This is a genomic window from Streptomyces sp. NPDC051064 (assembly GCF_044455985.1).
Taxonomy (GTDB): domain Bacteria; phylum Actinomycetota; class Actinomycetes; order Streptomycetales; family Streptomycetaceae; genus Streptomyces.
The window spans coordinates 267,920-292,907 of the sequence record NZ_JBITFK010000010.1; the positions used below are offsets into that span (position 1 = coordinate 267,920).

Here is a 24,988-nt window from a genome sequence, read left to right on the forward strand (position 1 = left end):
TCGCGGGGACCCCTCCATCGTCGCCGCCGTTCCGTGCCTGGTCGTCAGCCCTCGTGCCCGTTCCCGGGGCCCTCTTGAGTCGCACCCGCCGGGCGGCGGCGTAGTCCTGAGGTAGGAGAGCGACCCCGAGTCCGCAGGCCGCTCAGCGGGGCGGGGCGGTGGAGCCGCGGGGCACCAGGCGGGCCGCCGCGTCCTCGAAACCGGGGGCGGAGCCGTCGGCCACCATCGCCAGCAGGGTGCGGGCCGCGTGGGTTCCGTACGCGGGGATGTCCCTGCTCAGCGCGGTCAGCGGGGGGCGCACGACGCGGGAGAGCTGGGAGTCGTCCCAGGCGACGAGCGAGAGGTCGGCGGGGACGTCCAGCCCCATCTCCTGTGCGACCGACAGCCCGGCGACGGCCATGATGTCGTTGTCGTAGATGACGGCGGTCGGCCGCGCGGCCGAGCTGATCAGCCTGCGGGTGGCGCGTGCGCTCTCGTCGCCGGAGTAGTCGGTGTGCACCACCACCGGATCGTCCAGTCCGAGTTCGGCGCTGATCTCGCGCTGGGCACGGTCGCGCAGCTGGGTGTGGATCAGCTCGGGCAGCCCGGCGACCCGGGCGACGGAGCGGTGGCCGAGCGCGGTCAGATAGGCCAGGGTCTCCCGCAGAGCCGCCGACTCGTCCGACCACACGGGGGTGAGGGAGCCCGCCGCCGACGGATGGCCGATCACGACGGCGGGCATGCCCAGCTCGGCGACGCCCTCGATGCGTGGGTCGGGGGAGCGCACATCGGCGAGGAACACCCCGTCCACCCGGCCCTCGCCCCACCAGCGGCGGTACACCTCCAGCTCCTGCGCCGGGTCGGCGACGACCTGGAGGAGCAGCGCGCGGCCACGCGTGGACAGCTCCGTCTCGATGCCGCTGATCAGCTCCATGAAGAACGGCTCGACCCCGAGCATCCTGGCGGGCCGGGACAGCGCGAGCCCCACGGTGTCGGCGCGGGCACGGGTGAGCGCGCGGGCCGCGCTGTTGGGGCGCCAGCCGATCTCCTGGGCGATGGCCTTGATGGACGCGCGGGTCGCGGGGGAGACCCCGGGGCGGTCGTTCAGGGCGTACGACACCGCGACCTTCGACACCCCGGCGCGGCGCGCGATGTCGGCGATCGTGGGGCGGTGCTTCGACATGCGACCTCGCTTAACCGGTTCCCTCTCAGAGGCGCATCTTAGCCACACGTCCCTGACCTCCGCCTTCCCTCTCGCGGTCCAGACCTCTCCAGCAGGCCGCGCGAATTACTCATATGGGAGCGCTCCCGCACTCTTGACACCGGTCCGGGGCGCCCATACCTTCACGGCACTTACCCGGTTCAGTGACTCCGCTAAGCAGGGACGGCGGGGGAGAAGGAGGGGCTATGGGTACGCGTACCCGGCTGCGGGTCACCACCGCGCTCGCCGTGTTCACACTCGCCGCGACCGCGTGCACGGGAGGCGGTTCGGGGACGGGCGGCACCGGCGGGGCGGCCGGCAAGGGCGGCTCGCTGCCGCGCAACGAGACGCTCTACACGACCGGCACCCAGTGGGGGCCTCCGGCCAACTACAACCCGCTGCGCAACTGGGACCACGCGACCGGCACCAAGGGCCTGGTCTACGAGACCCTGTTCCACTTCGACCCGAACGAGGGCGAGCTGACGCCCTGGCTCGCGGAGTCCGGCAGCTGGACCGACGACAAGACGTACGAGGTGAAACTGCGCCAGGGTGTCACCTGGGCCGACGGCAAGCCGCTCACCGCCGAGGACGTGGCGTACTCCTACGGCCTGGGCAAGATCGAGGCCTCCTCCTTCCACTCGCTGTGGAGCTGGCTGTCCGACGCGAAGGCGGTGGACGACTCCACGGTCCGCTTCACCTTCAAGGAGGCCCGCTACCAGGAGTGGGACTACACCCTCTACGGCCAGCCGATCGTCCCCGAGCACGTCTGGAGCTCGCGCACCGACGAGGACATCCTCAACGGCGTCAACGACAAGCCGGTCGGCACCGGGGCGTACAAGCTGAAGAGCAAGACCCAGGACCGGGTCGTCTGGGAGCGGCGCGAGGACTGGTGGGGCACCAAGGCGCTGAGCATGACGCCCGCGCCCCGCTACATCGTCGACGTCTCCAACCCGAGCAACGAAGTGGTGATCGGCCAGCTGGGTCAGGGCCAGCTGGACCTCAGCAACAACTTCCTGCCCGGCGCGTCCTCGCTGATCAAGAGCAAGAAGGTCGTGTCGTACTACGACAAGGCCCCGTACATGCTCTCGGCCAACACCGCCTGGCTGGTGCCCAACACCACCAGGAAGCCCATGGACGACGCCGCGTTCCGGCGGGCGCTCGCCGCGTCCGTCGACACCGGGAAGATCGTCAAGGGTGTGTACGGCGACCTGGTCAAGCCGGCCTCCCCGACCGGCCTGCTGCCGCAGTGGGAGCAGTTCGACGACAAGGCCCTCATCGCGGAGAAGGGCTTCACGCACGACGCCGCCGCGGCGAAGAGGGAGCTCGCGGACGCCGGCTACAAGGACAAGGACGGCGACGGCTTCGTCGAGAACAAGGACGGTTCCGCCCTCAGCCTGAAGCTGGCCGTGCCCTCGGGCTGGACCGACTGGATGGAGGCGGCCAAGGTCATCGCCTCAGGGGCCAAGGACGCGGGCATCAGGATCAGCACCGAGTTCCCCGACCAGAACGCCCTCAACGAGCAGCGCGGCAAGGGGGACTTCGACCTCGTCATCAACAACGAGCGTCAGCTGTCCAACACCCCGTGGACGTACTACGACTACATCTTCCAGCTGCCGGTCCAGAAGCAGCAGAACACGGTGAACTTCGGACGCTACGAGAACGAGGAGGCCTGGAAGCTGGTGCAGGAGCTCGGCGGGGTCAAGACCGACGACACGGCGGGCATGAAGGCCGCCGTCTCGAAGATCCAGGACATCCAGCTGACCGAGATGCCCATCATCCCGCTCTGGTACAACGGCCTCTGGTCGCAGTCCACCACCGGCACCTGGAAGAACTGGCCGTCGGACGCCGAGGGAGCTCCCAGGACCGCGCCGGCCCTGTGGCGCAACTGGCTGGAGATGGGCGGCTTCGAGACGCTCACGCAGCTGAAGCCCGCCAAGTAAGAGGGACCGACTCCATGACCGCCTCGCCGTGCGCGTGCACCTGACCGTGCGCGCACGGCGGGGCTCTCCACCAGGGGAGCACCCTTGCGCCGCTATTTCGCCCGCAAACTTCTCATCTACGGACTGACGTTCATCGTCGCCGTCACCGTCAACTGGATGATCCCGCGCTTCATGCCCGGTGACCCGGTCTCCGCCATGGTCGCCCGCGCCCGCGTCTCGCAGCCGGAGGCCGCCGAGGCGATGCGCACCTACTACAACAACCTGTTCGGCTTCGACGAACCGCTGTGGCAGCAGTACCTCCACTTCTGGGGGGCGCTGCTCCAGGGCGACTTCGGCATCTCCATCTTCGTCTTCCCCACGCCCGTCGGCGATGTCCTGCTCGACGCGCTCCCGTACACGCTCGGCCTGATGATCCCGGCCGTCCTGCTCAGCTGGTTCGTGGGCAACTGGATCGGCGCGCTGTCCGCCCGCCGCAAGGTCCTCGACAACACCGTGTTGCCGGCCGGCTATCTGCTCACGGCCATGCCGTACATGTGGATCGCCGTCATCCTCGCCTGGGCGCTGGGTGCGAAGGCCGGCTGGTTCCCCATATCCGGGGGTTACAGCCTGGACATCCAGCCCGGCTGGAACGGCGACTTCGTGCTGGACGCGCTGCACCACTGGGTGCTGCCGTTCCTCTCGCTCTTCCTCGTCGCACTCGGCGGCTGGGCCATCGGCATGCGCAACATGATCATTTACGAACTGGAGTCCGACTACTCCTCCTATCTCTCCGCCCTCGGCGCCCCTCAGCGGCTCATCCGCCGCTACGCGTTCCGCAACGCCGTGCTGCCCCAGGTCACCGGTCTGGCGCTCCAGCTCGGTGTGCTGGTCGCCGGAGCGCTCGTCACCGAGATCGTCTTCGCCTATCCGGGGCTCGGCTCACTGATCCTGGCGGCGATCCAGAACCAGGACTTCTTCCTGCTCCAGGGCGCGTTCCTGTTCATCGTCATCGGCGTGCTGATCGCCAACTTCCTCATCGACATCGTGTACGTCATCGTCGACCCCCGCACCCGCACGGGCATGGCAGGAGGCACGTCATGAGCACACTGCCCGACCCGGCGCCCGAGGCCCCCTCCGCCGAGACCCCCGTGGCCAAGCCCGGCCGCGAGTCGCTGCACTACGCGGTGCGCAACCCCAAGCTGATCATCGGCGTGACCCTCGTCTTCATCCTGCTCGCGATCGGCGTCGTGGGACCGATGCTGCTCGACAACGGCAACCCCAACGAGTACGTGGGCCCGCAGGCGTCCGCGCCGGACGGCACCTACTGGATGGGCACCACCACCTTCGGCCAGGACGTGTACGCCCAGTTCGTGCACGGGCTGCGCGCCACCTTCCTGGTGGGCGTGGTCGGCGGGGCCATCGCCGCCGTCATCGCCATGGTCGTCGGTTTCCTCGCCGGCTACCGGGGCGGGGTCGTCGACGAGATCCTCAACATGCTCACCAACGTCGTGCTGGTGATCCCCGCCCTCGCCGTCCTGCTGATCATCAACGCCTACATGGGGGTGCGCAGCGTCGCCGTGCAGGGCCTGTTCATCGGCCTGACCTCGTGGCCCTGGGCGGCACGCGCGATCAGGGCGCAGACGTTCTCGCTGCGCACCCGGGAGTTCGTCGACCTGGCCCGGCTCAGCGGGAGCGGCACCTGGCGGATCGTGTTCCGCGAGATCGCGCCCAACATGAGCTCGTACCTCTTCATGATGTTCATCCTGCTCTTCGGCGGGTCCATCCTCATCGCCTCCTCACTGGACTTCATCGGGCTCGGCCCCACCGAGGGCGTCTCGCTCGGCCTGATGCTGCAGAGCGCCCAGCAGTGGAGCGCGCTCCAACTCGGCATGTGGTGGTGGTTCGTTCCGCCGGGCGCAGGGATCACCGCGATCGTCGGTGCGCTTTATGTCGCCAACGTGGGCCTCGACGAGGTCTTCAACCCGAAGCTGAGGGAGTCCTGAGCTCATGACCCTGACCGTCAACGATCTGCGGGTCCACTACCGCACGCTGCGTGGCGAGGTCCGGGCCCTGGACGGCGTCGGCTTCGACCTGGCGGACGGCGAGATCCTGGGCCTGGCGGGCGAGTCCGGCTGCGGCAAGACCACCCTGGGCAAGTCCCTCATCCGGCTCGACGGCCGCATGCGGCACGTGGGCGGCACCGTGACGCTGGACGGCGACGAACTGCCGCTGTCCGACGACCGTGCGATGAACGCCTACCGCTTCCACAAGATCTCGCTCGTCCCGCAGTACTCGATGAGCGCGCTCAACCCGACCCGCCGCATCGGCCGCATGATCCGCGAGCTCCTCGCCTCGCGCGGCGTCACCGTGGACACCGGCGAACTGCACCGCAGGCTCGCCCTGGTCGGCCTGGAGACCGACGTCCTGGACCGCTATCCGATCGAGCTGTCCGGCGGCATGAAGCAGCGCGCCGTCATGGTGATCTCCACGCTGCTCGACCCGTCCGTCCTCATCGCCGACGAGGTCACCTCGGCCCTGGACGTCTCCAACCAGCAGGCGGTCGTGGGAGCCCTCACGGGTCTGCGCGACAAGGGCCTGGTCACCAGCATGATCTTCGTGACCCACGACCTCGGGCTCACCTCGCACATCGCCGACTCGATCATGGTGATGTACGCGGGCAAGCTCGCCGAGAAGGCGCCCACGAAGGTGCTGACGACCGCTCCCCGCCACCCGTACACGAAGATGCTGATCGGTTCGCTGCCCCAGGTGGGCGCCCGGTACAAGGACAAGCCGCTCAGCGGCATCGAGGGATCCCCGCCCTCCCTGCTGAACCCGCCGGCCGGCTGCCGCTTCCGCGACCGCTGCCCGCTCGCCGACAGCGGGTGCGCCGAGGAGCCGCCGGTCGTCGAGGTCGCCCCCCGCCACACCGTCGCATGCTGGAAGGCGGCCTGATGCTGACCCTCGACCGTGTCACCAAGACCTTCCGGGCCGGCGCCTTCGGCGGCGGATCCGTCACCGCCGTCGACCGGGTGTCCTTCGAGGCGGCACCCGGAGAACTGGTCTCGCTCATCGGCGAGAGCGGCAGCGGGAAGTCCACCATCGGCCGCATGGTCCTGGGGCTCACCCGGGTCAGTGCGGGCAGCCTCACCCTGGACGGCGAACAGGTCAGGCCGGGCAAGGACTTCTACCGCCGGGTCCAGGGCGTCTTCCAGGACCCCTTCAGCTGCTACAACCCCGTCTTCAAGGCCGACCGTGTCTTCGCCCTCGTCCGCCGCGCCTACCACCCGGGCGTCTCCGACAAGGAGTGGGCCGACCGCGTGGAGAAGGCGGTACGGGACGTACGCCTGGACCCCGGGCAGGTGCTCGGCCGCTACCCGCACCAGCTCAGCGGCGGCCAGCTGCAGCGCCTGCTCATCGCCCGCGCGCTCCTGCTCGACCTGCGCTTCCTGGTCGCCGACGAGATCACCAGCATGCTCGACGCCTCCACCCGCATCGACGTTCTCAACCTCCTCGCCGGACTCAAGGAACGCGGTCTGGGCGTCCTCTACATCACCCACGACCTCTCGCTGGGCACCTATCTCGCCGAGAAGACGGTGGTGCTGAGGAACGGCCGCGTCGTCGAACGCGGCGACACACAGAAGGTCTTCGGCAACCCCCTCCACCCCTACACCCGCACACTCCTGGCCGCGGTGCCCCGGCTGAACCAGCCCTGGACGTCGGCCCAACCCGTGGAGGCCTGCGCCTTCCACGAGGGAGGCGCGCGGGACACCGATCTGTACGAGACCGAGCCGGACCACTTCGTCGCCTGCGCCGGACTCCCCGACTGCGGAAGGACCTCCGCGTGACCTCTCGTCACCTCCCCCTGCACGACGGCTGGACGCTCCGTGCCGACAGCGCCGTACCGGTGGGGCTCCCCACGGGCGGCGTCCCGGCGGCCGTCCCCGGCTGCGTGCACACCGACCTGCTGGCCGCCGGGCTGATCGACGACCCCTACCTGGACGACAACGAGAGCCGGCTCGGCTGGATCGGCCGCACCGACTGGACGTACCGCACCGCCTTCGAGTGGTCCGCCGACGAGCACGATTTCACCGACCTGTGCTTCGACGGCCTCGACACCGTCGCCACCGTCCTGCTCAACGGCACGGAGATCGGCTCCACCGCCAATCAGCACCGCGGCTACCGCTTCACGGTCCGGCCGCTGCTGCGTGAGGGGGCCAACACCCTCGCCGTACGCTTCACCGCCCCGTACGCCTACGCCGAGGAACTGCGCGACAAGCTCGGCGACCGGCCCGGCGCGTATGCGGAGCCGTATGCCTTCATCCGCAAGATGGCCTGCAACTTCGGCTGGGACTGGGGTCCGGCCCTCGTCACCTCGGGCATCTGGCGGCCGGTCGCTCTGGAGTCCTGGACCGGCCCGCGTATCGCCGAGGTGAAGGTCCTCGCCGACCTCGACGAGGACGGGGTGCCGCGCCTGGCGGTCACCCTCGATGTCGACCGGGGTGCCGGGGACGGCCCCCTGGAGGCGACGGTCGAGGTGGCCGGTGAACGGGCCGTGCTCGACGTCCCCGCAGGGCAGGACCGCGCCACCGTCGCCCTCCCCGTCCCCGGGGCGGCGCGCTGGTGGCCGCACAGCCACGGCGAGCAGCCCCTGTACGACGTCACCGTCCGCCTCGGTGACGACGCGTGGAGCGGCAGGACGGGCTTCCGGGGCGTCACCCTGGAGCGCGAGGCGTTCCGTGTCTCCGTCAACGACGAGCCCGTCTTCGTACGCGGGGTGAACTGGATCCCGGACGACTGCTTCCCCGCCCGGATCACCCGGCAGCGGGTCTCGGACCGCCTCGACCAGGCGGTCGCCGCGGGCGTCAACCTGATCCGCGTCTGGGGCGGCGGCCTCTACGAGAGCGACGACTTCTACGAGCTGTGCGACGAGAAGGGGCTGCTGGTCTGGCAGGACTTCCCGTTCGCCTGCGCGGCCTACCCGGAGGAGCAGCCGCTGTACGACGAGGTGGCCGCGGAGGTACGCGAGAACCTCGTCCGGCTCGCCCCTCACCCCTCGCTGGTGCTGTGGTGCGGCAACAACGAGAACCTGGAGGGCCACGCGGACTGGGGGTGGCAGGAGAAGCTGGAGGGCCGCACCTGGGGCCACGGCTACTACCACGAGCTGCTGCCGGCCCTCTGTGCCGAGACCGATCCCTCGCGTCCGTACTGGCCGGGGTCGCCCTACTCCGGGTCCCCGGAGCTGCCGCCGAACGATCCCGCCCTGGGGACGGTCCACCTCTGGGAGGTGTGGAACCGGGTCGACTACCGGCACTACGCCGACACCGCCCACCGTTTCGTCGCCGAGTTCGGCTTCCAGGGCCCGCCCGCGTACGCCACGCTGCGCCGCGCCGTCAGCGGCCCGCTCGGGCCGGCCGCCCCGCTGCTCGCCCACCACCAGAAGGCGGAGGACGGCGACGCCAAGCTGCTGAGGGGCCTGGGGGACCACCTCCCGCAGCCGTCCGGCTTCGACGACTGGCACTGGCTCACCCAGCTCAACCAGGCCCGCGCGGTCGCCTTCGGGATCCGCCACTTCCGCTCGCACAGCCCGTACTGCATGGGTGCGGTCGTGTGGCAGCTCAACGACTGCTGGCCGGTCGTGTCCTGGGCGGCCGTCGACGGGGACGGCCGTCGCAAGCCGCTCTGGTACGCCCTGCGCGCGGTGTACGCGGACCGGCTGATGGCCGTACGGGACGGAGCCCTGCACCTGGTCAACGACTCAGCCCACCCGTGGGAGGGCACGCTGCGGCTGACCCGGCGTTCCCTGGAGGGCGCGGTCCTGGCCGAGGAGACGGTCGTGGTGGGCACGGCGGCCCGTGGCGTCACCCGCGTGCCCCTGCCGTCCTCGGTCGCCGAGCCGGGCGACAGCACGCGCGAGGTGCTGGTGGCGGAGCTGGGCGAGCGGCGGGTGGTGGAGTTCTACGAGGAGGACACCCTTCTCGCGCTGCCGCCGGCGCGGTATCACGCCGCGGTCACCCAGGGCGATGAATCGGGCATCGGTTACCGGGTCACGGTGACGGCTCGGACACTGCTGCGTGATGTCGCACTCTTCCCCGACCGGCTGGATCCGGCGGCGGAGGTGGACGACATGCTCGTCACTCTGCTGCCCGGGGAGAGCGCCGTGTTCCATGTCACGGGCGCGGTGCTGAAGGACCCGGAGGCGCTGGGCTCACGCCCGGTTCTCCGGTGCGTCAACGACACCGTCGGCGGCTGAGGTGGCGGGCCCTGGCGAACGGTGGCGCGGCCCATGGCGTGTTGGGCCGTGCGGGTGCGGCGACTTTCCGTCATTCCCGTTTGCCGGGGTTCGTACCCCCCGGCCGGGCCGGGCGTGTGCTGATGCGGTGCGAAGTGTCTGACGGTCCCTCACACGGTCAATAAAATAAGACAACATCGAGTGGATGTTCCGCTGTTCGAGGGATGCCCCCGGATAGGGTCTTGTGCCAAAGCGGAGCCGCGCGCCCACGCCCGGGTGGTGGAATGCAGACACGGCGAGCTTAAACCTCGCTGCCTCCTCGGGGGCGTGCCGGTTCGAGTCCGGCTCCGGGCACCACCGCACGGTCGGTGGAGCCCGGGCGGCCGCACGGTACTTCAGCTGTCAACCCCTCAGGTCCGTCTCGCCGATGGTCACGTTCCCCGTATGGGTGATCACTGTGCGTGCGCGGCGGCCCGGGCGGCTGGTTTCCGCACGCATTTTGCGGATGCGCCCGGCGGGTACGAGGGTTTTCGGTACCGCGCGGGAGGGGCCGGGGCCGTCGGCTTCCAAGAAGATCCTCCTCCGGTACTAGCGTGATTCTTTTGCCTACCCATTACTCTTGACGCAAGGCCGCGCGAGGTGGCCATGGAGGAGTGAAATGAGGAGCAGCAACCCGGTCTTCTCGCGACGGGGGTTCAGCCGCGACAACGGCTACGCGGGCTTCAACGCGGCGCCGCAGGCCGGGGCCGCCGCAGCGGGTGCCAACCCGTACGCGCAGGGCACCGCCGCCAACCCGTACGCCACGAACCCCTACGCCCAGCAGGACACCCAGTACGGCGCACCGCAGGCGCCCGCGCGCTCCGGCGCGATGACGATCGACGACGTCGTCACGCGTACGGCCATGACGCTGGGCACCGTGGTGCTCACCGCCGCGCTCTCCTGGGCCCTGCTGCCGGTCGACGAGGCCAATCTCGGCAAGTCCTACGGCATCGCCATCGGCGCCGCCCTGATCGCGTTCGTCCTCGCGATCGTCCAGTCCTTCAAGCGCAAGCCCGCGCCGGCGCTGATCCTCGCCTACGCGGCCTTCGAGGGTGTCTTCCTCGGAGTGATCTCCAGCACGGTCAGCACCTACATCAGCCCCGGCACGGTGATGCAGGCGGTGATGGGCACCATGTGTGTCTTCGCCGGTGTCCTCATCGCGTACAAGATGCGCTGGATCCGCGTCACCCGCCGTTTCTACGGCTTCGTGATGGCCGCGGCCGTGGGCTTCGTGCTCCTGATGATGGTCAACCTGCTGTTCAGCGTGTTCGGCGGCGGTGACGGCCTCGGCTTCCGCAGCGGTGGCCTGGGCATCCTCTTCGGAGTCATCGGCGTCATCCTCGGCGCGTGCTTCCTGGCCCTGGACTTCAAGCAGGTCGAGGACGGCATCAACTACGGCGCACCGCGCGAGGAGTCCTGGCTGGCGGCCTTCGGCCTCACCCTGACCCTGGTGTGGATCTACCTGGAGATGCTGCGTCTGCTCTCCATCCTCAACGGGAACGACTGACCCGTAGGCGCGACGACGACGGGACGGCCCGCAGGCTCATCGCCTGCGGGCCGTCCCGTTCTGTTGTCGCGGGGGGAGTGTGCGTGGCTCAGAGGAGCTTCCGCGCGGCCCGCCTCAGGTCGTACTCATGGATGATCGCCTTGGCGTGGCCGTAGGTGAGGTCGTGTTCGCTCCGCAGCCAGCTGACCTTCTCCTCGAAGCGGAAGAGGGAGGGGCCTTCGTCGACCGTGCGGAGCCAGTCGGGGATGTCACGACCGGTGCAATGGGGAATCCGGGAGAGCAGGTTGCGATGGGTTTCTTCGGAGAAGACATGCGACATCGGCGCCTCCGACGCAGTGCGCGTTGCTGGTCCTTCCCGACACCGTGCCCGAGCATCGGCGTGTTGGCAACCATCCTGCGGGGGCGCGTAGGGTCACGGCGTGCTTGATACGACGCCTCTGATCACCGCTGTGGACCGTTTCGCCGACCGGCTGCGGAGTAGCCCGCAGAGCCGGCTGCAGCGCGGTGCGGCCGCCGAGGCCCTGGCGACGGCGAGGGAACTGTCCGCCCGGGCCCAGCGCGCCGAAGCCCCGGACCGGAAGCCGAGGACCATGCCGGACGCCGGGATATTCGCGGTCGGCGACCAGCTCGCGGTCGCCGGGCGGGATCTGGCCGTGGCACTGGAAACGGCCTCGTCCCAGGAGCTGGACGAGGCCGTGCGGTGTGTCGAGGAGGCGGCGGCGCGGGCGTTCGCCGCCGGGCCGCGCTAGAACGAGGCGATGACGCGGTCGGCGAGGATGTAGACGTTCTCCTCGCCGCACGAGAACGTCAGCGCGTAGGCGCCGGAGACTCCCGAACCGCCCAGCAGAACCGGCTGCTCACCGGAGCGCAGCGAGTCGGCGAGCCGCTCGGCGGTCTCCCGGTGGCCCGGGGTCATACAGAGCGTGGTGCCGTCGGCGAAGACGTACACATCGAGCGTCCCGAGGGGGCCCGGTCGCACGTCGGTGAGCTCCGTACCGGTATCGGCGAGCAGTTCCAGCCTGTTCACGGTACGCTCATGGTCGGTGACAACAGGTGTCTGCACGGGGACGAAGTCCGGGTGCGACGGGTGGCGGCGACGGGCCGCGGCCAGCTCGGGGGAGTCCTCGGGGTATTCCGCGTACTCGGTGACCTCGGGCATGTCGGTGAGCTCCGCCAGCCCGGCGAGCTCGTCCAGTGCGTCGCCGGCTTCGAGGTCCATGGCCTCCAGGCCCGCGAAGTCGGTCTGGCGGGGCATGAAGAACGGGAGGTCCTCGCCGAGCCCGCCCAGCAGGGACGGGGCGTCGGCGGCGTCGCGTGCTTCCTGGGCCGCCCAGAAGGCGCGGGCCTCGGCGAGCTCGCGCTCCCGCTCCTCCGCGAGCGCCTCGGCGACCGCCGCGCGTATCTCCTCGGCGGGTGTGCCGGTGCTCCGGTTCTGCTGCTCGGGCACGGACGCGTGCGGGCTGCGCCCCTCCGCCAGCTCCGTGCGCAGGGCTGTGACCTGCTTACGCAGCCCGTGAGCAGCGTGCAGAGCGGCGGCGCCGACGGCCGTGGCAGCGGCGGTGGTCAGCAACAGGGCAAACGGCATGGCGCTCACTGACATACTCCCGGTTTCAATCGACACCCCCGACTTCCTACATCAGCTTGTCCTGTACCGATGCCTGCTGTCAGTGCATTACGTCACGAATTGGACAGGTCTTTGGGCCTGGTGTTTAGCTCTGTGGCTGGCGTGACCTGCAGAAACGACTCTCCCCCGGGACGCAGATCACATCCTGGGGGAGATTCGGTCACGATCGGAGCTCGGCTCGATTCAACGCGGCCCCTGGGCTGCGGTCACTCGCAGTCGGCCGAGGTCAGCTCAGCCGCTCGATGACCATGGCCATGCCCTGGCCGCCGCCGACGCACATCGTCTCCAGTCCGAACTGCTTGTCGTGGAACTGCAGGCTGTTGATCAGCGTGCCCGTGATGCGGGCGCCGGTCATGCCGAAGGGGTGGCCCACGGCGATCGCGCCACCGTTGACGTTGACCTTGTCCAGCGGCAGGCCGAGGTCACGGTAGGAGGGGATGACCTGGGCGGCGAACGCCTCGTTGATCTCGGCCAGGTCGATGTCGTCGATGGTCAGCCCGGCGCGCTTGAGGGCCTGCTTGCTGGCCTCGACGGGTCCGTAGCCCATGATCTCGGGGGACAGGCCGGAGACGCCCGTCGAGACGATGCGGGCCAGCGGGGTCAGACCCAGCTCGCGCGCCTTGGTGTCGGACATGATCACCAGTGCGGCGGCGCCGTCGTTGAGCGGGCAGCAGTTGGCGGCGGTGACGAGCCCGTCGGGGCGGAACACCGGCTTCAGGCCCTGCACGCCCTCCAGGGTGACGCCGGCGCGGGGGCCGTCGTCCTTCGAGACGACCGTGCCGTCCGGCGTGGTCACGGGGGTGATCTCGCGCTCCCAGAAGCCGTTCTTGACGGCTTCCTCGGCGAGGTTCTGCGACCGCACGCCGAACTCGTCCATGTCCTGGCGGGTGACGCCCTTGATCCGGGCCAGGTTCTCGGCGGTCTGCCCCATCGCGATGTACGCGTCCGGGACGAGGCCCTCCTCGCGCGGGTCGGTCCAGCTCGTCCCCTCCTGCTCGGCGCGGGCGGCGGTGCGCGCCTCGGCGTCGGCGAAGAGCGGGTTGTGCGTGTCCGGCAGGCTGTCGGAGTTCCCCTTGGTGAAGCGGGACACCGTCTCGACACCGGCGGAGATGAAGACGTCGCCCTCGCCGGCCTTGATGGCGTGCAGCGCCATGCGGCTGGTCTGGAGCGAGGACGAGCAGTAGCGGGTGACCGTACAGCCGGGGAGGTGGTCCATCCCCATCTGTACGGCGATGATGCGGCCCAGGTTGTTGCCCTGCTCGCCGCCGGGAAGGCCGCAGCCGAGCATCAGGTCGTCGATGTCCTTCGGGTCCAGCTCGGGGACCTTGGCCAGCGCCGTCTGGATGATGGTCGCGGTCAGGTCGTCCGCGCGCAGGTCCTTGAGGGACCCCTTGAAGGCCCGGCCGATGGGCGAACGGGCAGCAGAGACGATCACGGCTTCGGGCATCACGCGGCTCCATGAGGGCTGGAAGGCAGGAAGGCTGGACTGCCTTGGAAGTTACCCGGACGTATAGCTGAGGTCACCCAACAGGCGATGTGATGCGGACCTCTTTTCTAAGCAACCGCTCAGTTTCCCGGAATGTTCCCGTGGCGGCGGGGCGTCGCGCTCAGGCCCGCCGCCACGTCGCCCCCGACCCGCGCCCCGGCATCGGCCCGCCGTCCGTGTCCGGCCCCGTGCCGTCGTGCGGCACCGGTTCCGTATGGGCGGGCAGGCGCCGGCGCCTGCGGTGCTTGAGCAGGGCCCAGGGCGCGCGCGCCGCCGTCACCTCGGTGCCCGCCTCGCGCGCGGCACGGGAGGCCGCCTTGGCGACCGGCAGCATGCCCTCGCGGCGGGAACCGTCCAGGTGGTCGGACTCCGGCCACAGGCCGAGAGCCGCGCACAGGGTCGGCAGCATCGCCATCGAAGCGGTCGCGTACCCCTCGGCCGAGGGGTGGTAGTTGTCGGGACCGAAGAGCTCCCGGGGGTTCGCCTCGAACTCCGGACCGAGCAGGTCGCCCAGCGAGACGGTCCGCCCGCCCTGTTCCACCGCGCCGATCGTCTGGGCCGCCGCCAGCTGCCGGCTCACCCGCCGGGCCAGCCACCGCAGGGGCTGGTAGACCGGCTCGATCGTGCCCAGGTCCGGGCAGGTGCCCACGACGACCTCCGCACCTGCCGTGCGCAGCCTCCGTACGGCCGTGCTCAGACAGCGCACCGACTGTGTCGCGGGCATTCGGTGGGTCACGTCGTTCGCGCCGATCATGATCGCGCAGACGTCCGGCACCCCTGACGGATCGGCCAGCACCAGGGACACCTGGCGCTCCAGATCGTCCGACCGGGCTCCCGGCAGGGCCACGTTCCGGAGATCCACCGGTCGTTCGGCCACCGCCGCCAGTCCGGACGCCAGCAGCGCCCCCGGGGTCTGGCCTGCTCTCCGCACGCCCTGGCCGGCCGCCGTCGAGTCGCCCAGCAGGACGAAGCGCAACGGATCGGAGGGGCCGGCGAACGCCACCCCGTACCGCCCGTCCGCACTCGGCGGGACCGGGGCCTTACCCCCGCCGACCTGCCGCTTCGCCAGCTGTACCTCGGCCAGCACCAGCCCCACCGTCGCCGCACCGATCAGCCCTACGCTGCCGCCCCCATAGGCCGCACCCGCCGCGATCCGCCGCGCCACCCTCGCTCTCGACACAGTCCGGTCCACCTCCTCCGTGCCGTACAGCTGTACACAGCACTACCTGCCCCGTGGAGGGCGTAGCTCAATCGCTCCGTCCAATCTCCTGCCCGTACGCATACTCTTGCCTGACCATTACGGAGATCCCGGAGTACACGGTGCAATTCCACGATTCGATGATCAGTCTTGTCGGCAACACCCCGCTGGTCAGGCTGCGCAATGTGTCGGCAGGCATTCAGGCGACGGTCCTGGCCAAGGTCGAGTACTTCAATCCCGGCGGATCGGTGAAGGACCGCATCGCGCTGCGCATGATCGAGGCCGCCGAGCAGAGCGGTGAGCTGAAGCCCGGTGGCACGATCGTGGAGCCGACCAGCGGCAACACGGGCGTGGGCCTGGCCATCGTCGCCCAGCAGAAGGGCTACAAGTGCATCTTCGTCTGCCCGGACAAGGTGTCCACGGACAAGATCAACGTGCTGCGGGCCTACGGGGCGGAGGTCGTCGTCTGCCCGACGGCCGTGGACCCCGAGCACCCGGACTCGTACTACAACGTCTCCGACCGCCTGGTCAGGGAGACGCCGGGGGCCTGGAAGCCCGACCAGTACTCCAACCCCAACAACCCGCGCTCGCACTACGAGACCACGGGCCCGGAGCTCTGGGAGCAGACGGAGGGACGGATCACCCACTTCGTCGCGGGCGTCGGCACCGGCGGCACGATCACCGGTACGGGCCGCTACCTCAAGGAGATCAGCGAGAACCGCGTGCGGATCGTCGGCGCCGACCCGGAGGGCTCCGTCTACTCCGGCGGCTCGGGGCGCCCCTACCTCGTGGAGGGCGTCGGTGAGGACTTCTGGCCGAGCGCCTACGACCGTACGGTCACGGACGAGATCGTCGCGGTCTCGGACAAGGACTCCTTCCAGATGACCCGCCGTCTCGCCAAGGAGGAGGGCCTGCTCGTCGGCGGCTCCTGCGGCATGGCGGTCGTCGCGGCCCTGGAGGTCGCGAAGCGCCTCGGCCCGGAGGACGTGGTCGTCGTCCTGCTGCCGGACAGCGGCCGCGGCTACATGAGCAAGATCTTCAACGACGAGTGGATGGCCGACTACGGCTTCCTGGAGGACGCCGGGCCGTCCGCCCGGGTCGGCGCGGTGCTCGACTTCAAGGAGGGGCCGCTCCCCTCCCTCGTCCACATGCACCCCGAGGAGACGGTCGGCGAGGCCATCGACGTCCTCCGGGAGTACGGCGTCTCCCAGATGCCGATCGTGAAACCGGGTGCGGGACACCCGGACGTGATGGCCGCCGAGGTCATCGGCTCCGTCGTGGAGCGTGAGCTCCTGGACGCGCTGTTCACCCAGCGGGCCACGCTGTCCGACTCCCTGGAGAAGCACATGTCGGCCCCGCTGCCGCAGGTCGGCTCGGGGGAGCCCGTCGAGGACCTCATGGCCGTGCTCAGCGGTGCGGACGGCGCCGACGCGGCGATCGTCCTCGTCGAGGGCAAGCCGACGGGCGTCGTGAGCAGGCAGGACCTGCTGGCGTTCCTGGCGAAGGACGCGGCGCCCAAGCCGTAGCGCCCCGGGTTTCCCGGGTTCGCGAAAACGGTACGAGCGCGACACGTTGACGCAGCACCGGCTTAACACGGCTCCGGCACAGTAATGGGTGTCGGCAGGGAAACCCGCCGGCACCACATACGGCGACACGGACTACGGAGCGGCTCCCGGACCTCCACCGTCGCCAGGACGCGGCACCCGGCCCTGACCCGGGACCGCGTCCCTCGCGGGGACCGCCGTCGTCCCGCCCCCCGGGCGACCGGGGGTGCGGCGGTCCCCGCGATTATCTTTTCCCTCGTCTTTCCCTCAGCCGTCCCAGTCGGACGAGGTCCGCCGCTTCCCCGTGCCCCACGGCCACGCGCGGGCGGCGTGCACGGCGTTCACGCCGAAGATCCCCAGCCACGCCACGACGAGCCCCTCTTTCCCGGCGTTCGCGACGCCGATCGCGGACAGGGGGATGGCCAGCACCAGCGAGACGACCCCGAAGCCGAACCGTTCCCCGAAGGTGCCGACCGGCCTGGCGGGCTGCGTGGTACCCCGGGCGGCCGCCATCTGCTGCTCGGCGAGCTGCCTTCTCGTCCGCTGGTCGTACGTGCCGGCGAGCCGCTGCTCGACCTTCTCCAGGAACGAGTCGATGAGTGCGGACTCGTACTCGGGCCCCAGCTCGCCGCGGGCCTGCAGGGTGGCGTCGAGCTCTCGCCTGAGCTCAGGGTCACGGGCTTCCATACGTGTACGGTACGAACCCGGGGCGCTCGGGTCAGTGGGGCTAGCCCCCCTGTTTCGGCGGCCCGTCACACAGGGCGGGCCGTGCCCCGTCGGCGTAGCGTTGTTGCCGCAGGACCGGAGACGGGAGGCGCGCCCATGGCCACCACGACATCCTCCGCCCGGGCCATCCCCCGGACGTCCGGGACGCGGGCCCGCCTGGTCAACGAGGCCGAGCTCCGGGCGACGCTCTCCACGTTCCGTGAGCTCTCCGACGAGGACTGGCGGCGCCCGACCGCCTGTACCGGCTGGAACGTCCGGGACATGCTGGCGCACACCGTCGGCCAGTACGAGGAGGTGCCGCGCCCCTGGGTAGCCGTGCGCCGGATCCGGCGGGCCGCCCGGACCCATCCGCACCTCGGCCGGCGGGACGGGCACAACGAGGCCCAGATCGAGGACAGGAAGGCCGTTCCGGGCCGCGAACTGATCGGCGCCCTCGCCCACTTCGCGCCCCAGGCCCTCATCGCCCTGCGCCGCATGCCCGCACCGCTCCGCCGCAGGGTCAGGCTGAGCCTGCTCTATCCGGAGGCGAAGGCGCTGCCCGACGACTCGATGGACTACCTCGGCAACGTCCTCCTGGCCCGTGACACCTGGATGCACCGGGTGGACCTCTGCGGCGCCATCGGGGCCGAGTCGGTCCTCGACGGACACGACCGGGAGATCGTGGACCAGGTGGTGCTCGACCTCGCCCTCGCCTGGACGGGCCCCGCCGTGGAGGTCGACCTCACCGGGCCCGCGGGCGGACGCCGTCTGCTGGGCATCGGAACCCCGGCGGCGACCCTCCACGCCGACGCGGTCGACTTCGCCCGGCATGTGTCCGGGCGGCCGGTGCGCGGCCGCCTGGAGCTGGAGGGCGATCCCGGTGCGCGGGCAGCGCTGACGGCGGCCCGCGTCGTGTTCTGACCCCGGACGGTGCGCGTGGTCCGGACGCTCAGCGAGAGGTCACCTCGGCGAGGAACGCCTCGGGCGTGACCGCGTACCCCATGGAGTTGATGACCGGGACCGGGGTGCGGTCGATCAGCACCGTCGGGGTGGACCGGACGCCGCTCGTCCCGAAGGCGGCCGACACCTGCGCCGCCCAGGGCAGGTAGGTGCGCTCACCGACCTTCTGGCGGAAGGCGTCGGTGTGCAGTGCCTCGACCTCGTCGGCCAGCCGCAGCAGGGTGGCCCGGTCGGCGAAGGCGTCCACGTCCTCGCTGGGCTGATCGGCGTACAGCACCCGCAGGTAGTGCATGAACGGCTTCTGCCCCTCGTCCGCGGCGGCTCCCAGCGCGGCCAGGGCCTCCATGGAGCCGCTGCCGCCCGCGGAGTCGTCGATGAACGTGCCGAAGTGGTGGTCCACCGCGAATCTGCCCTCGTCCGCGGCCCCCTCCATCACGGCTCCGAGGTCGAGCTCCATGCGCTTGCAGTAGGGGCAGCGCAGGTCGGCGTAGACGCTCAGTACGTGCTCGGCCTCGGCATCGCCGTAGCGGACGATGACGCCGCCCGGCCCTCTCGTATTGGCTGGGATCATGATCCCAGGGTCGGCAGCGGAGGGCGGTCCCGCAATGGGAGCGGCGGGCGGGGGCTGTATATGGACATTCAGACCGCTTGCTGGCTGAATGGATTCCTCGGTGCCGGACCGGTGCGCCGGAACTCTGGAGGGGACAGCATGAGCGGGAGCAGCCCGGCTGCGCGGTTGCAGCGGCTCTTCGAGGGGCAGCGGCTGACGCCCACCCAGCGGCGGATCGCGCACTCCATGGTGCGGCGGGCGGCCGACGCCCCGTTCCTGTCGAGCGTGGAGCTCGCCGAACTGGCCGGGGTCAGCCAGCCGTCCGTCACCCGCTTCGCCGTCGCACTCGGCTTCGACGGGTACCCCGCGCTGCGCAAGCACCTCAGGGAGGTCGCCCCGGAGGGTGCGGCCGACGGGGGCGGGGTGGAGGAGAGCTTCAACGAGTACCAGCAGGCGGTGCGCGCGGAGATCGAGAACCTGCGGCAGCTGTCCGAACTGCTCGCCGATCCGGCCCCCGTGGAGCGGGCGGGGCGGCTGCTCGCCGGGTCCGGGCCGCTGCTCGTGCTCGGGCTGCGGGCCGCGTCCTCGCAGGCCAGGGGGTTCGGGTACTTCGCCGCCAAGGTGCACCCGGATGTGCGGGTGCTCGACGAGGGCGGCAGCATGCTGCACGACCGCATCGACGCGGCGGCGCGCGCGGGCGCGAGCGCGCTGATGTGCTTCGCGCTGCCCCGGCACCCGCGTGAGGTCGTGGACGCGCTGGCGTACGCCCGGGAGCGGGGGCTGACCGTCGTGACCGTGGCCGACTCGGCGTTCGCACCGGTCGCCGCCCACAGCGATCTGCTGATTCCGGCGGCCGTGGGGACCGGGCTGGCCTTCGACACCGCGTGCGCCCCGATGCTGCTGGGGCGGGTACTGCTGGAGGCCATGTGCGACGGGCTGCCCGAGGCGCAGGCCCGGCTGGAGGAGTTCGACGCGCGGGCCGCCGCGTGGGGGCTGTTCGTCGAGTAGCCGGAGCCCCGGGCGGGCGGTCGGAACTCCGGGCGGCCGGCTCCGCCGATTCTCAGACGTCGCTCATCTGTGCCTACTAATCTCCGCGACCGGAAAGGTCCACAGGGGATGGCGGGAGAGGGGTACGGACGTGGGGCGCGGAACGCAGTCGTTGGCGAGGGTGGCCGTGATCGTGAGAGCCGGCGCCGCGCCGTTGTGGTGGCCGGGGCTGCTGGCGGCGGCCGTCGGGGCGTTCGTCCCGGGGCTCACCGGCCGGCAGATCGGACTGCTGGCGGGGGCCGCGCTGTTCCTGGTGACCCTGGCCGCCGTGGCGTTCACGCGCACCGGGCGGTACGCGGAGCTCGCGAAGGGCGCCACGCGGGCCGGGCGGGGAGACTTCCTCCAGGACCGGGACGTGACCGTACGGAACCGGCGGCGTGGCTACCGCTGGTGGGTGGCCGGTGTGTTCCTGGTGGCGGTCGCGAGCGCGTACGTGCTGCCCGGTGCGGGCGGGCTGGTGATGGCCGGGGCCGGGGCCGGGCTCTGGCTGAAGGCCGTACGGATCGGGCAGCGGGAGCGGCGGGACGACGTCCTGTACTGGGTGCGCACCGACTGGGTGGAGCGCGGACGGCCCACGGGCAGGCGCGTGAAGGCCTACCGGACGACCGGACCCGTGGCGGGGGACGCCGCGCCCGGTGGGGCGCGGCGTCGCCGCCGGTGAGAGAGCCGGGTCAGATCTCCAGCTCCGCCTCGATCTTCCGCAGCTGGTGGCGTGCCATCGCGAGGTTGGCCCGGCCGCCGTCCAGCACGAGGTAGAGGAAGAGGCCGTTGTTGCCACGGGTCTTGAGCAGCCGGATCAGGTGGTACTGGGTGCCGAGGGTGATCAGGATGTCCTCGATCTCGTCCTTGATGCCCAGGTGCTCCATCGTCCGGAGCTTCGCCCGGACCACGTCGGTGTTGCCGGCCGCGGCGACCTCCAGGTTGAAGTCCTTGCCACCGCCGAGGGTGCCCAGGGCCATGCCGCTGGTGTAGTCGACGAGTGCGACACCGAGGGTCCCCTCGATCGACGCCATCGCATCCTTCAGTGACGCTTCGGTGTTGGCCATAGTGCTCGTTCCCTTTCCCTGTCCGGCCCGGTGGCCGGTCCGTTGCTTGGTGGTGCGCTGTCCATCCGTGGCGCGTGCGTGACGGGCCGCGGCGGGTGTCACGTGGAATCCGGTGTGACGGTGCGGCGGGGCAGGGCCCGCGACTGCTGCGGCCGTGGAGCCGGCACGGGGCGGTCGGGCCGGTCCTGGGAGGCATCGACGAGTTCGCCGATGCGTGCCCCGGCGCGGCGGCCCTCCAGGTGGAGACGGCCTACGTTGATGCGGTCCTCGGCCAGCAGGGTGAGGACGGCGGATGAACCCGCCGCGTAGGTGGCGATGTAGCCGCTCTCGCCACGGATCAGGAGTTCGCGGAAGCCGCCGCGTCCGGTGGCGTCGGTCATTCGGATCGAGACGCCGAGCGCGGCGGCGGTCAGCGCGGCGACGCCCTCGGCCTCGATGCCAGGGGTGTCCTGGGCGACGATCAGGCCGTCCGTACTGGCGGCCAGCGCGCCGGTCAGGAGGGGCACCCGGGCGCGTAACCGCTGGAGCTCGTCGAGGACGTCCTGCACCTCTGCCTCGGGCACCATCAGCTGTCTCCTCCCGGCACGCTGTCTGAGCGCGCGTATCACAAGGCCTCCAATGCGTCTCTGAGCCGGCGCAACAGGGCGACGTCGGGGTCGTTCGTGACCTCGGGCAGCGTGATGCGGCCGGGCCCGGACGCCGGTGCGGAGCCCGCTGTGGCGGGGCGGACCGCTTCGACCAGTCCGGCGGCCGCGAGCCGGCGCAGGTCGACCAGGATGTGGAACGCCGAGCGGCCCAGCTCCTGGGCGATGTCCGTGGCCGTGCGCTCGCCGTTCACCAGGGCAAGGACGCGGCGCTGGCGTGGCGGGACCGGGGCGTCCACAGGATGGGCCGTGGGGGAGAGCGGGGCGCTGTCGGTGAGCGCGTCCGGCCAGATCCGGTCCAGGAGTTCCCGGCGCCGGAGCGTCTCGCGCTGCACGGCGTGCACGGGCACGGGGCGGACGGGGCCGATCCAGTGGGAGACGCCGTAGCGGAAGCGGGCGGGTGTGTGCGTGGGGGCCAGGGCGAAGAACGCCGCGTCGTACAGGGCGCCCAGATGGCAGAGCTCCAGCGCGCCGCCCGGGACCCGGCCGCTGTCGACGAGGTAGCGGCCGACCCGCTGTCCGGCACCCGCCTGGGCGACCGCGTCCCACCAGCCCTCGGAGCGCAGCGCCCCGCCCGTGGTGAGCAGGACGTCGATTCCGGGGGTCGCGGGGCTCTCCGCGTGGACGACCTGGCCGTCGGCGAGGTAGAGGGTGCCGCGGTCGCGCATCAGTGCGCCGGTCGCGCGCTCCGCCTCCAGCCGCTGCAGCATCGGGGAGGGCGCGGCCCGTTCGGCTGCGCCGGGCCGGACGGTGGCGGCGGGTCTCATGCCAGGACCAGCCGCTCCGCTATCTCGCCGAGCCGTATGCGCGCCAGGGCGAGATTGCCCTCCGCGCGGTCCAGCCAGAGGTGGAGGAAGACGCTGCTGTCGAAGGCCGTCTCGACGAAACGGAGGATGTGGTAGCCGGGGGCGGTGGTGACGATGACGTCCTCGACGGCCGGGGCGGGCGGCCCCGGTAAGCCGGCGGGCGCCTCCGCCTGGGCGAAGACCGGCTGTTCGGCGGCCATCCTCGCCACCTCGGCCGTCTCGGCGGCCGTGGCCTCGTGGTCGCCGTTGGGCGACTCGCCGATGGTGCCGAGCGCGAGACCGCTCGTCCAGTCGACCACCGCGGCACCCCGGGCACCGGGCAGCCTCATGACTTCGATCAGGCACTCGTCGATCCCGGGCAACGCGAACTCCCTCCCGACGTGGCGTACGGATGTAATGGAGAGGCTACGCAACGTGTGTGCGCCTGGTGGGAGTTCTGGCATTTTCCACAGGTACATGCGGCGGGCCGTGTATTGGACGCGCGATGGCCGGCCGGAATGTGTCCGGCCGGCTGTCGTTCCGTGGCGGATCCGGTCCGCCTCCGTCCGTCGTCAGGCCTGATCGCGGGCCGGCATCACCGCCTTGTCGACCACCCGGAGACCGATTCCGATCAGGAGAAGGATCTCGGCGAACCGATCAGGAACGGCAGCCAGAGTGCCCCGCCGACCTTGCCCGCGACCTTGCCGGTGGTGGAGTGGATGCCGGTGCGGGAATGTGATGACTTCAGGCCTGCCCGGGGGAGGCGGGGGGTTCACCTGTTGACTAGGAGTATTCAGGCGGCCAGGATGTGAATAAGAGAGTCACATTCGCGAGGAGGCATCGCCATGTCAGGACCCCGCCCCGTACGGGCACCGCGCGGTACGGAACTGAGCGCCCTGGGATGGCAGCAGGAAGCCGCCCTCCGCATGCTGCAGAACAACCTCGACCCCGAGGTCGCCGAACACCCCGACAAGCTCGTCGTCTACGGCGGCACGGGCAAGGCGGCCCGCGACTGGCGGTCCTTCGACGCCATGGTCCGTACGCTGCGGACGCTCAAGCAGGACGAGACGATGCTCGTCCAGTCCGGGCGGCCGGTCGGCGTCATGCAGACCCACGAATGGGCGCCGCGCGTCCTGATCGCCAACTCCAACCTGGTCGGCGACTGGGCCAACTGGGAGGAGTTCCGCCGTCTGGAGGCCCTCGGGCTCACCATGTACGGGCAGATGACCGCCGGATCCTGGATCTACATCGGGACGCAGGGCATCCTCCAGGGCACCTACGAGACGTTCGCCGCGGTCGCCGCGAAGAGGTTCGACGGCACCCTGGCCGGCACGATCACCCTCACCGCCGGTCTCGGCGGCATGGGCGGCGCCCAGCCGCTCGCGGTGACGATGAACGACGGCGTCGCGATCTGTGTGGACGTCGACCCGCGCGCCATCGAGCGCCGCATCGAGCACAAGTACCTGGATGTGAGGGCCGACTCCCTGGAGCACGCGCTCCAGCTGGCGGTGGAGGCGCGCGACGCCCGTCGTCCGCTCTCCATCGGCCTGCTCGGCAACGCGGCGGAGCTCCTTCCGCGCATGCTCGCCGAGGGCGCCCCCATCGACATCGTGACCGACCAGACCTCGGCCCACGACCCGCTCGCGTACCTCCCCGTCGGCGTCGACCTCGACGACATGGCCTCGTACGCGGCCAAGGACCCGGCGGGCTTCACCACCCGCGCGCGTGACTCGATGGCCAAGCACGTCGAGGCCATGGTCGGCTTCATGGACGCGGGCGCGGAGGTCTTCGACTACGGCAACTCGATCCGGGGCGAGGCCCAGCTCGCCGGTTACACGCGCGCGTTCGACTTCCCCGGCTTCGTGCCCGCCTACATCCGGCCGCTCTTCTGCGAGGGCAAGGGCCCCTTCCGCTGGGCCGCGCTCTCAGGTGAGGCCTCGGACATCCACAAGACGGACAAGGCGCTCCTGGACCTCTTCCCGGAGAACGAGTCGCTGCACCGCTGGATCCGGATGGCCGGGGAGCGGGTCCACTTCCAGGGCCTGCCCGCGCGCATCTGCTGGCTCGGCCAGGGCGAGCGCGACAAGGCGGGCGACATGTTCAACGACATGGTCGGCGACGGCACCCTCGCCGCCCCGCTCGCGATCGGCCGCGACCACCTGGACTGCGGTTCGGTGGCATCCCCCTACCGCGAGACGGAAGCCATGCTCGACGGCTCCGACGCGATCGCCGACTGGCCGCTCCTGAACGCCATGGTGAACGTCGCCTCCGGCGCCTCCTGGGTCTCCATCCACCACGGCGGCGGCGTGGGCATGGGCCGCTCCCTCCACGCGGGCCAGGTCTCGGTCGCCGACGGCACGGAGCTGGCCGGCGAGAAGATCCGCCGCGTCCTCACCAACGACCCGGGCATGGGCGTCATCCGGCACGTGGACGCGGGCTACGACATCGCGGAGTCGGTGGCGGACGAGCGCGGCGTGCGCATCCCGATGCGGGAGGAAGGCACCGCGTGAGCGACACCTTCCACG

Annotated in this window: 24 protein-coding genes and 1 tRNA gene; 14 read left to right on the forward strand and 11 right to left on the reverse strand. The window is 70.7% G+C overall.

Translation table 11 applies throughout. The features are described from left to right. Positions 1-142: 142 nt before the first annotated feature. A complete protein-coding gene (locus ACIBCU_RS31980) occupies positions 143-1,162 on the reverse strand; it encodes a LacI family DNA-binding transcriptional regulator (RefSeq protein ID WP_399235701.1) in 1,020 nt (339 codons plus the stop codon). A gap of 224 nt (positions 1,163-1,386) precedes the next feature. Here ACIBCU_RS31980 and ACIBCU_RS31985 point away from each other — a divergent pair, with 224 nt between their 5' ends. The 8 genes from ACIBCU_RS31985 to ACIBCU_RS32020 all read left to right on the forward strand — a co-directional run bounded on the left by ACIBCU_RS31985 (position 1,387) and on the right by ACIBCU_RS32020 (position 10,874). Further along, on the forward strand, positions 1,387-3,120 hold the full coding sequence (locus tag ACIBCU_RS31985) for an ABC transporter substrate-binding protein (RefSeq protein ID WP_399235703.1): 1,734 nt from the start codon (positions 1,387-1,389) through the stop codon (positions 3,118-3,120). 84 nt (positions 3,121-3,204) lie between these two features. Continuing rightward, the gene (locus ACIBCU_RS31990) at positions 3,205-4,200 is read left to right on the forward strand and encodes an ABC transporter permease (protein WP_362942718.1); all 996 of its coding nucleotides are present in this window, start codon (positions 3,205-3,207) and stop codon (positions 4,198-4,200) included. Further along, positions 4,197-5,102 carry an ABC transporter permease gene (locus ACIBCU_RS31995; RefSeq protein ID WP_362942715.1) on the forward strand — a complete coding sequence of 302 codons (906 nt, stop codon included), beginning with the start codon at positions 4,197-4,199 and terminating at the stop codon, positions 5,100-5,102. Before ACIBCU_RS31990 ends, ACIBCU_RS31995 begins: the two co-directional genes overlap by 4 nt. Positions 5,103-5,106: 4 nt before the next feature. Then, positions 5,107-6,051 (forward strand): ABC transporter ATP-binding protein, encoded by a 945-nt coding sequence (locus ACIBCU_RS32000; protein WP_362942712.1) that lies wholly within the window; start codon positions 5,107-5,109, stop codon positions 6,049-6,051. Then, the gene (locus tag ACIBCU_RS32005) at positions 6,051-6,944 is read left to right on the forward strand and encodes an ATP-binding cassette domain-containing protein (protein ID WP_399235707.1); all 894 of its coding nucleotides are present in this window, start codon (positions 6,051-6,053) and stop codon (positions 6,942-6,944) included. The genes ACIBCU_RS32000 and ACIBCU_RS32005 overlap by 1 nt, the downstream gene beginning before the upstream one ends. Next, positions 6,941-9,349: a glycosyl hydrolase 2 galactose-binding domain-containing protein gene (locus tag ACIBCU_RS32010; RefSeq protein WP_399235709.1), complete on the forward strand. Its 2,409-nt coding sequence runs from the start codon at positions 6,941-6,943 to the stop codon at positions 9,347-9,349. The genes ACIBCU_RS32005 and ACIBCU_RS32010 overlap by 4 nt, the downstream gene beginning before the upstream one ends. Positions 9,350-9,598: 249 nt before the next feature. Further along, positions 9,599-9,685, forward strand: a tRNA-Leu gene (locus tag ACIBCU_RS32015). 301 nt (positions 9,686-9,986) lie between these two features. After that, positions 9,987-10,874 (forward strand): Bax inhibitor-1/YccA family protein, encoded by an 888-nt coding sequence (locus ACIBCU_RS32020; protein ID WP_362942703.1) that lies wholly within the window; start codon positions 9,987-9,989, stop codon positions 10,872-10,874. A gap of 88 nt (positions 10,875-10,962) precedes the next feature. Here the strand turns inward: ACIBCU_RS32020 and ACIBCU_RS32025 are convergent, their stop codons facing one another. Next, positions 10,963-11,193, reverse strand: coding sequence for a DUF4287 domain-containing protein (locus ACIBCU_RS32025; protein WP_362934745.1), 231 nt, complete (start codon positions 11,191-11,193; stop codon positions 10,963-10,965). 100 nt (positions 11,194-11,293) lie between these two features. Here ACIBCU_RS32025 and ACIBCU_RS32030 point away from each other — a divergent pair, with 100 nt between their 5' ends. Then, positions 11,294-11,623 (forward strand): hypothetical protein, encoded by a 330-nt coding sequence (locus ACIBCU_RS32030; RefSeq protein WP_362934748.1) that lies wholly within the window; start codon positions 11,294-11,296, stop codon positions 11,621-11,623. Here ACIBCU_RS32030 and ACIBCU_RS32035 read toward each other — a convergent pair. The 3 genes from ACIBCU_RS32035 to ACIBCU_RS32045 all read right to left on the reverse strand — a co-directional run bounded on the left by ACIBCU_RS32035 (position 11,620) and on the right by ACIBCU_RS32045 (position 15,149). After that, positions 11,620-12,474 carry a hypothetical protein gene (locus ACIBCU_RS32035; RefSeq protein WP_399235713.1) on the reverse strand — a complete coding sequence of 285 codons (855 nt, stop codon included), beginning with the start codon at positions 12,472-12,474 and terminating at the stop codon, positions 11,620-11,622. The two genes, ACIBCU_RS32030 and ACIBCU_RS32035, sit on opposite strands and share 4 nt — an antisense overlap. 250 nt (positions 12,475-12,724) lie before the next feature. After that, complete coding sequence (locus ACIBCU_RS32040) at positions 12,725-13,945, reverse strand: acetyl-CoA C-acetyltransferase (RefSeq protein WP_362934754.1); 1,221 nt, start codon at positions 13,943-13,945, stop codon at positions 12,725-12,727. A 160-nt stretch (positions 13,946-14,105) separates the two neighbouring features. Beyond that, positions 14,106-15,149 (reverse strand): SGNH/GDSL hydrolase family protein, encoded by a 1,044-nt coding sequence (locus ACIBCU_RS32045; RefSeq protein ID WP_362934902.1) that lies wholly within the window; start codon positions 15,147-15,149, stop codon positions 14,106-14,108. Positions 15,150-15,304: 155 nt separating this feature from the next. On the opposite strand from ACIBCU_RS32045, the gene ACIBCU_RS32050 reads away from it, so the two are divergent. Further along, positions 15,305-16,708 (forward strand): cystathionine beta-synthase, encoded by a 1,404-nt coding sequence (locus ACIBCU_RS32050; protein ID WP_362934757.1) that lies wholly within the window; start codon positions 15,305-15,307, stop codon positions 16,706-16,708. A 285-nt stretch (positions 16,709-16,993) separates the two neighbouring features. Here the strand turns inward: ACIBCU_RS32050 and ACIBCU_RS32055 are convergent, their stop codons facing one another. Next, positions 16,994-17,413 (reverse strand): hypothetical protein, encoded by a 420-nt coding sequence (locus ACIBCU_RS32055; RefSeq protein ID WP_362934760.1) that lies wholly within the window; start codon positions 17,411-17,413, stop codon positions 16,994-16,996. 135 nt (positions 17,414-17,548) lie between these two features. Here ACIBCU_RS32055 and ACIBCU_RS32060 point away from each other — a divergent pair, with 135 nt between their 5' ends. Then, positions 17,549-18,352: a maleylpyruvate isomerase family mycothiol-dependent enzyme gene (locus ACIBCU_RS32060; RefSeq protein WP_362934763.1), complete on the forward strand. Its 804-nt coding sequence runs from the start codon at positions 17,549-17,551 to the stop codon at positions 18,350-18,352. A 28-nt stretch (positions 18,353-18,380) separates the two neighbouring features. Here the strand turns inward: ACIBCU_RS32060 and ACIBCU_RS32065 are convergent, their stop codons facing one another. Continuing rightward, entirely contained in the window at positions 18,381-18,962 is a 582-nt protein-coding gene (locus ACIBCU_RS32065; RefSeq protein WP_362934766.1) for a thioredoxin domain-containing protein, read from the reverse strand. Positions 18,963-19,100: 138 nt separating this feature from the next. Between ACIBCU_RS32065 and ACIBCU_RS32070 the strand changes: the two genes are divergently transcribed. Both ACIBCU_RS32070 and ACIBCU_RS32075 read left to right on the forward strand, forming a co-directional pair. Further along, entirely contained in the window at positions 19,101-19,949 is an 849-nt protein-coding gene (locus tag ACIBCU_RS32070) for a MurR/RpiR family transcriptional regulator (protein WP_362934769.1), read from the forward strand. 160 nt (positions 19,950-20,109) lie between these two features. After that, positions 20,110-20,649: a hypothetical protein gene (locus ACIBCU_RS32075; protein WP_362934905.1), complete on the forward strand. Its 540-nt coding sequence runs from the start codon at positions 20,110-20,112 to the stop codon at positions 20,647-20,649. A gap of 10 nt (positions 20,650-20,659) precedes the next feature. On the opposite strand, the gene ACIBCU_RS32080 is transcribed toward ACIBCU_RS32075, so the two are convergent. From ACIBCU_RS32080 to ACIBCU_RS32095, 4 genes are all read right to left on the reverse strand, one after another. After that, positions 20,660-21,034 (reverse strand): hypothetical protein, encoded by a 375-nt coding sequence (locus ACIBCU_RS32080; RefSeq protein ID WP_362934772.1) that lies wholly within the window; start codon positions 21,032-21,034, stop codon positions 20,660-20,662. A 98-nt stretch (positions 21,035-21,132) separates the two neighbouring features. Then, on the reverse strand, positions 21,133-21,600 hold the full coding sequence (locus ACIBCU_RS32085; protein WP_362934775.1) for a roadblock/LC7 domain-containing protein: 468 nt from the start codon (positions 21,598-21,600) through the stop codon (positions 21,133-21,135). Positions 21,601-21,638: 38 nt separating this feature from the next. After that, positions 21,639-22,445: a helix-turn-helix domain-containing protein gene (locus tag ACIBCU_RS32090; protein WP_362934778.1), complete on the reverse strand. Its 807-nt coding sequence runs from the start codon at positions 22,443-22,445 to the stop codon at positions 21,639-21,641. After that, on the reverse strand, positions 22,442-22,846 hold the full coding sequence (locus ACIBCU_RS32095) for a hypothetical protein (RefSeq protein ID WP_362934781.1): 405 nt from the start codon (positions 22,844-22,846) through the stop codon (positions 22,442-22,444). The genes ACIBCU_RS32090 and ACIBCU_RS32095 overlap by 4 nt, the downstream gene beginning before the upstream one ends. Positions 22,847-23,308: 462 nt before the next feature. On the opposite strand from ACIBCU_RS32095, the gene hutU reads away from it, so the two are divergent. Then, positions 23,309-24,973 (forward strand): urocanate hydratase, encoded by a 1,665-nt coding sequence (gene hutU / locus ACIBCU_RS32100; protein ID WP_362934784.1) that lies wholly within the window; start codon positions 23,309-23,311, stop codon positions 24,971-24,973. The last annotated feature ends 15 nt before the right edge of the window (positions 24,974-24,988 follow it).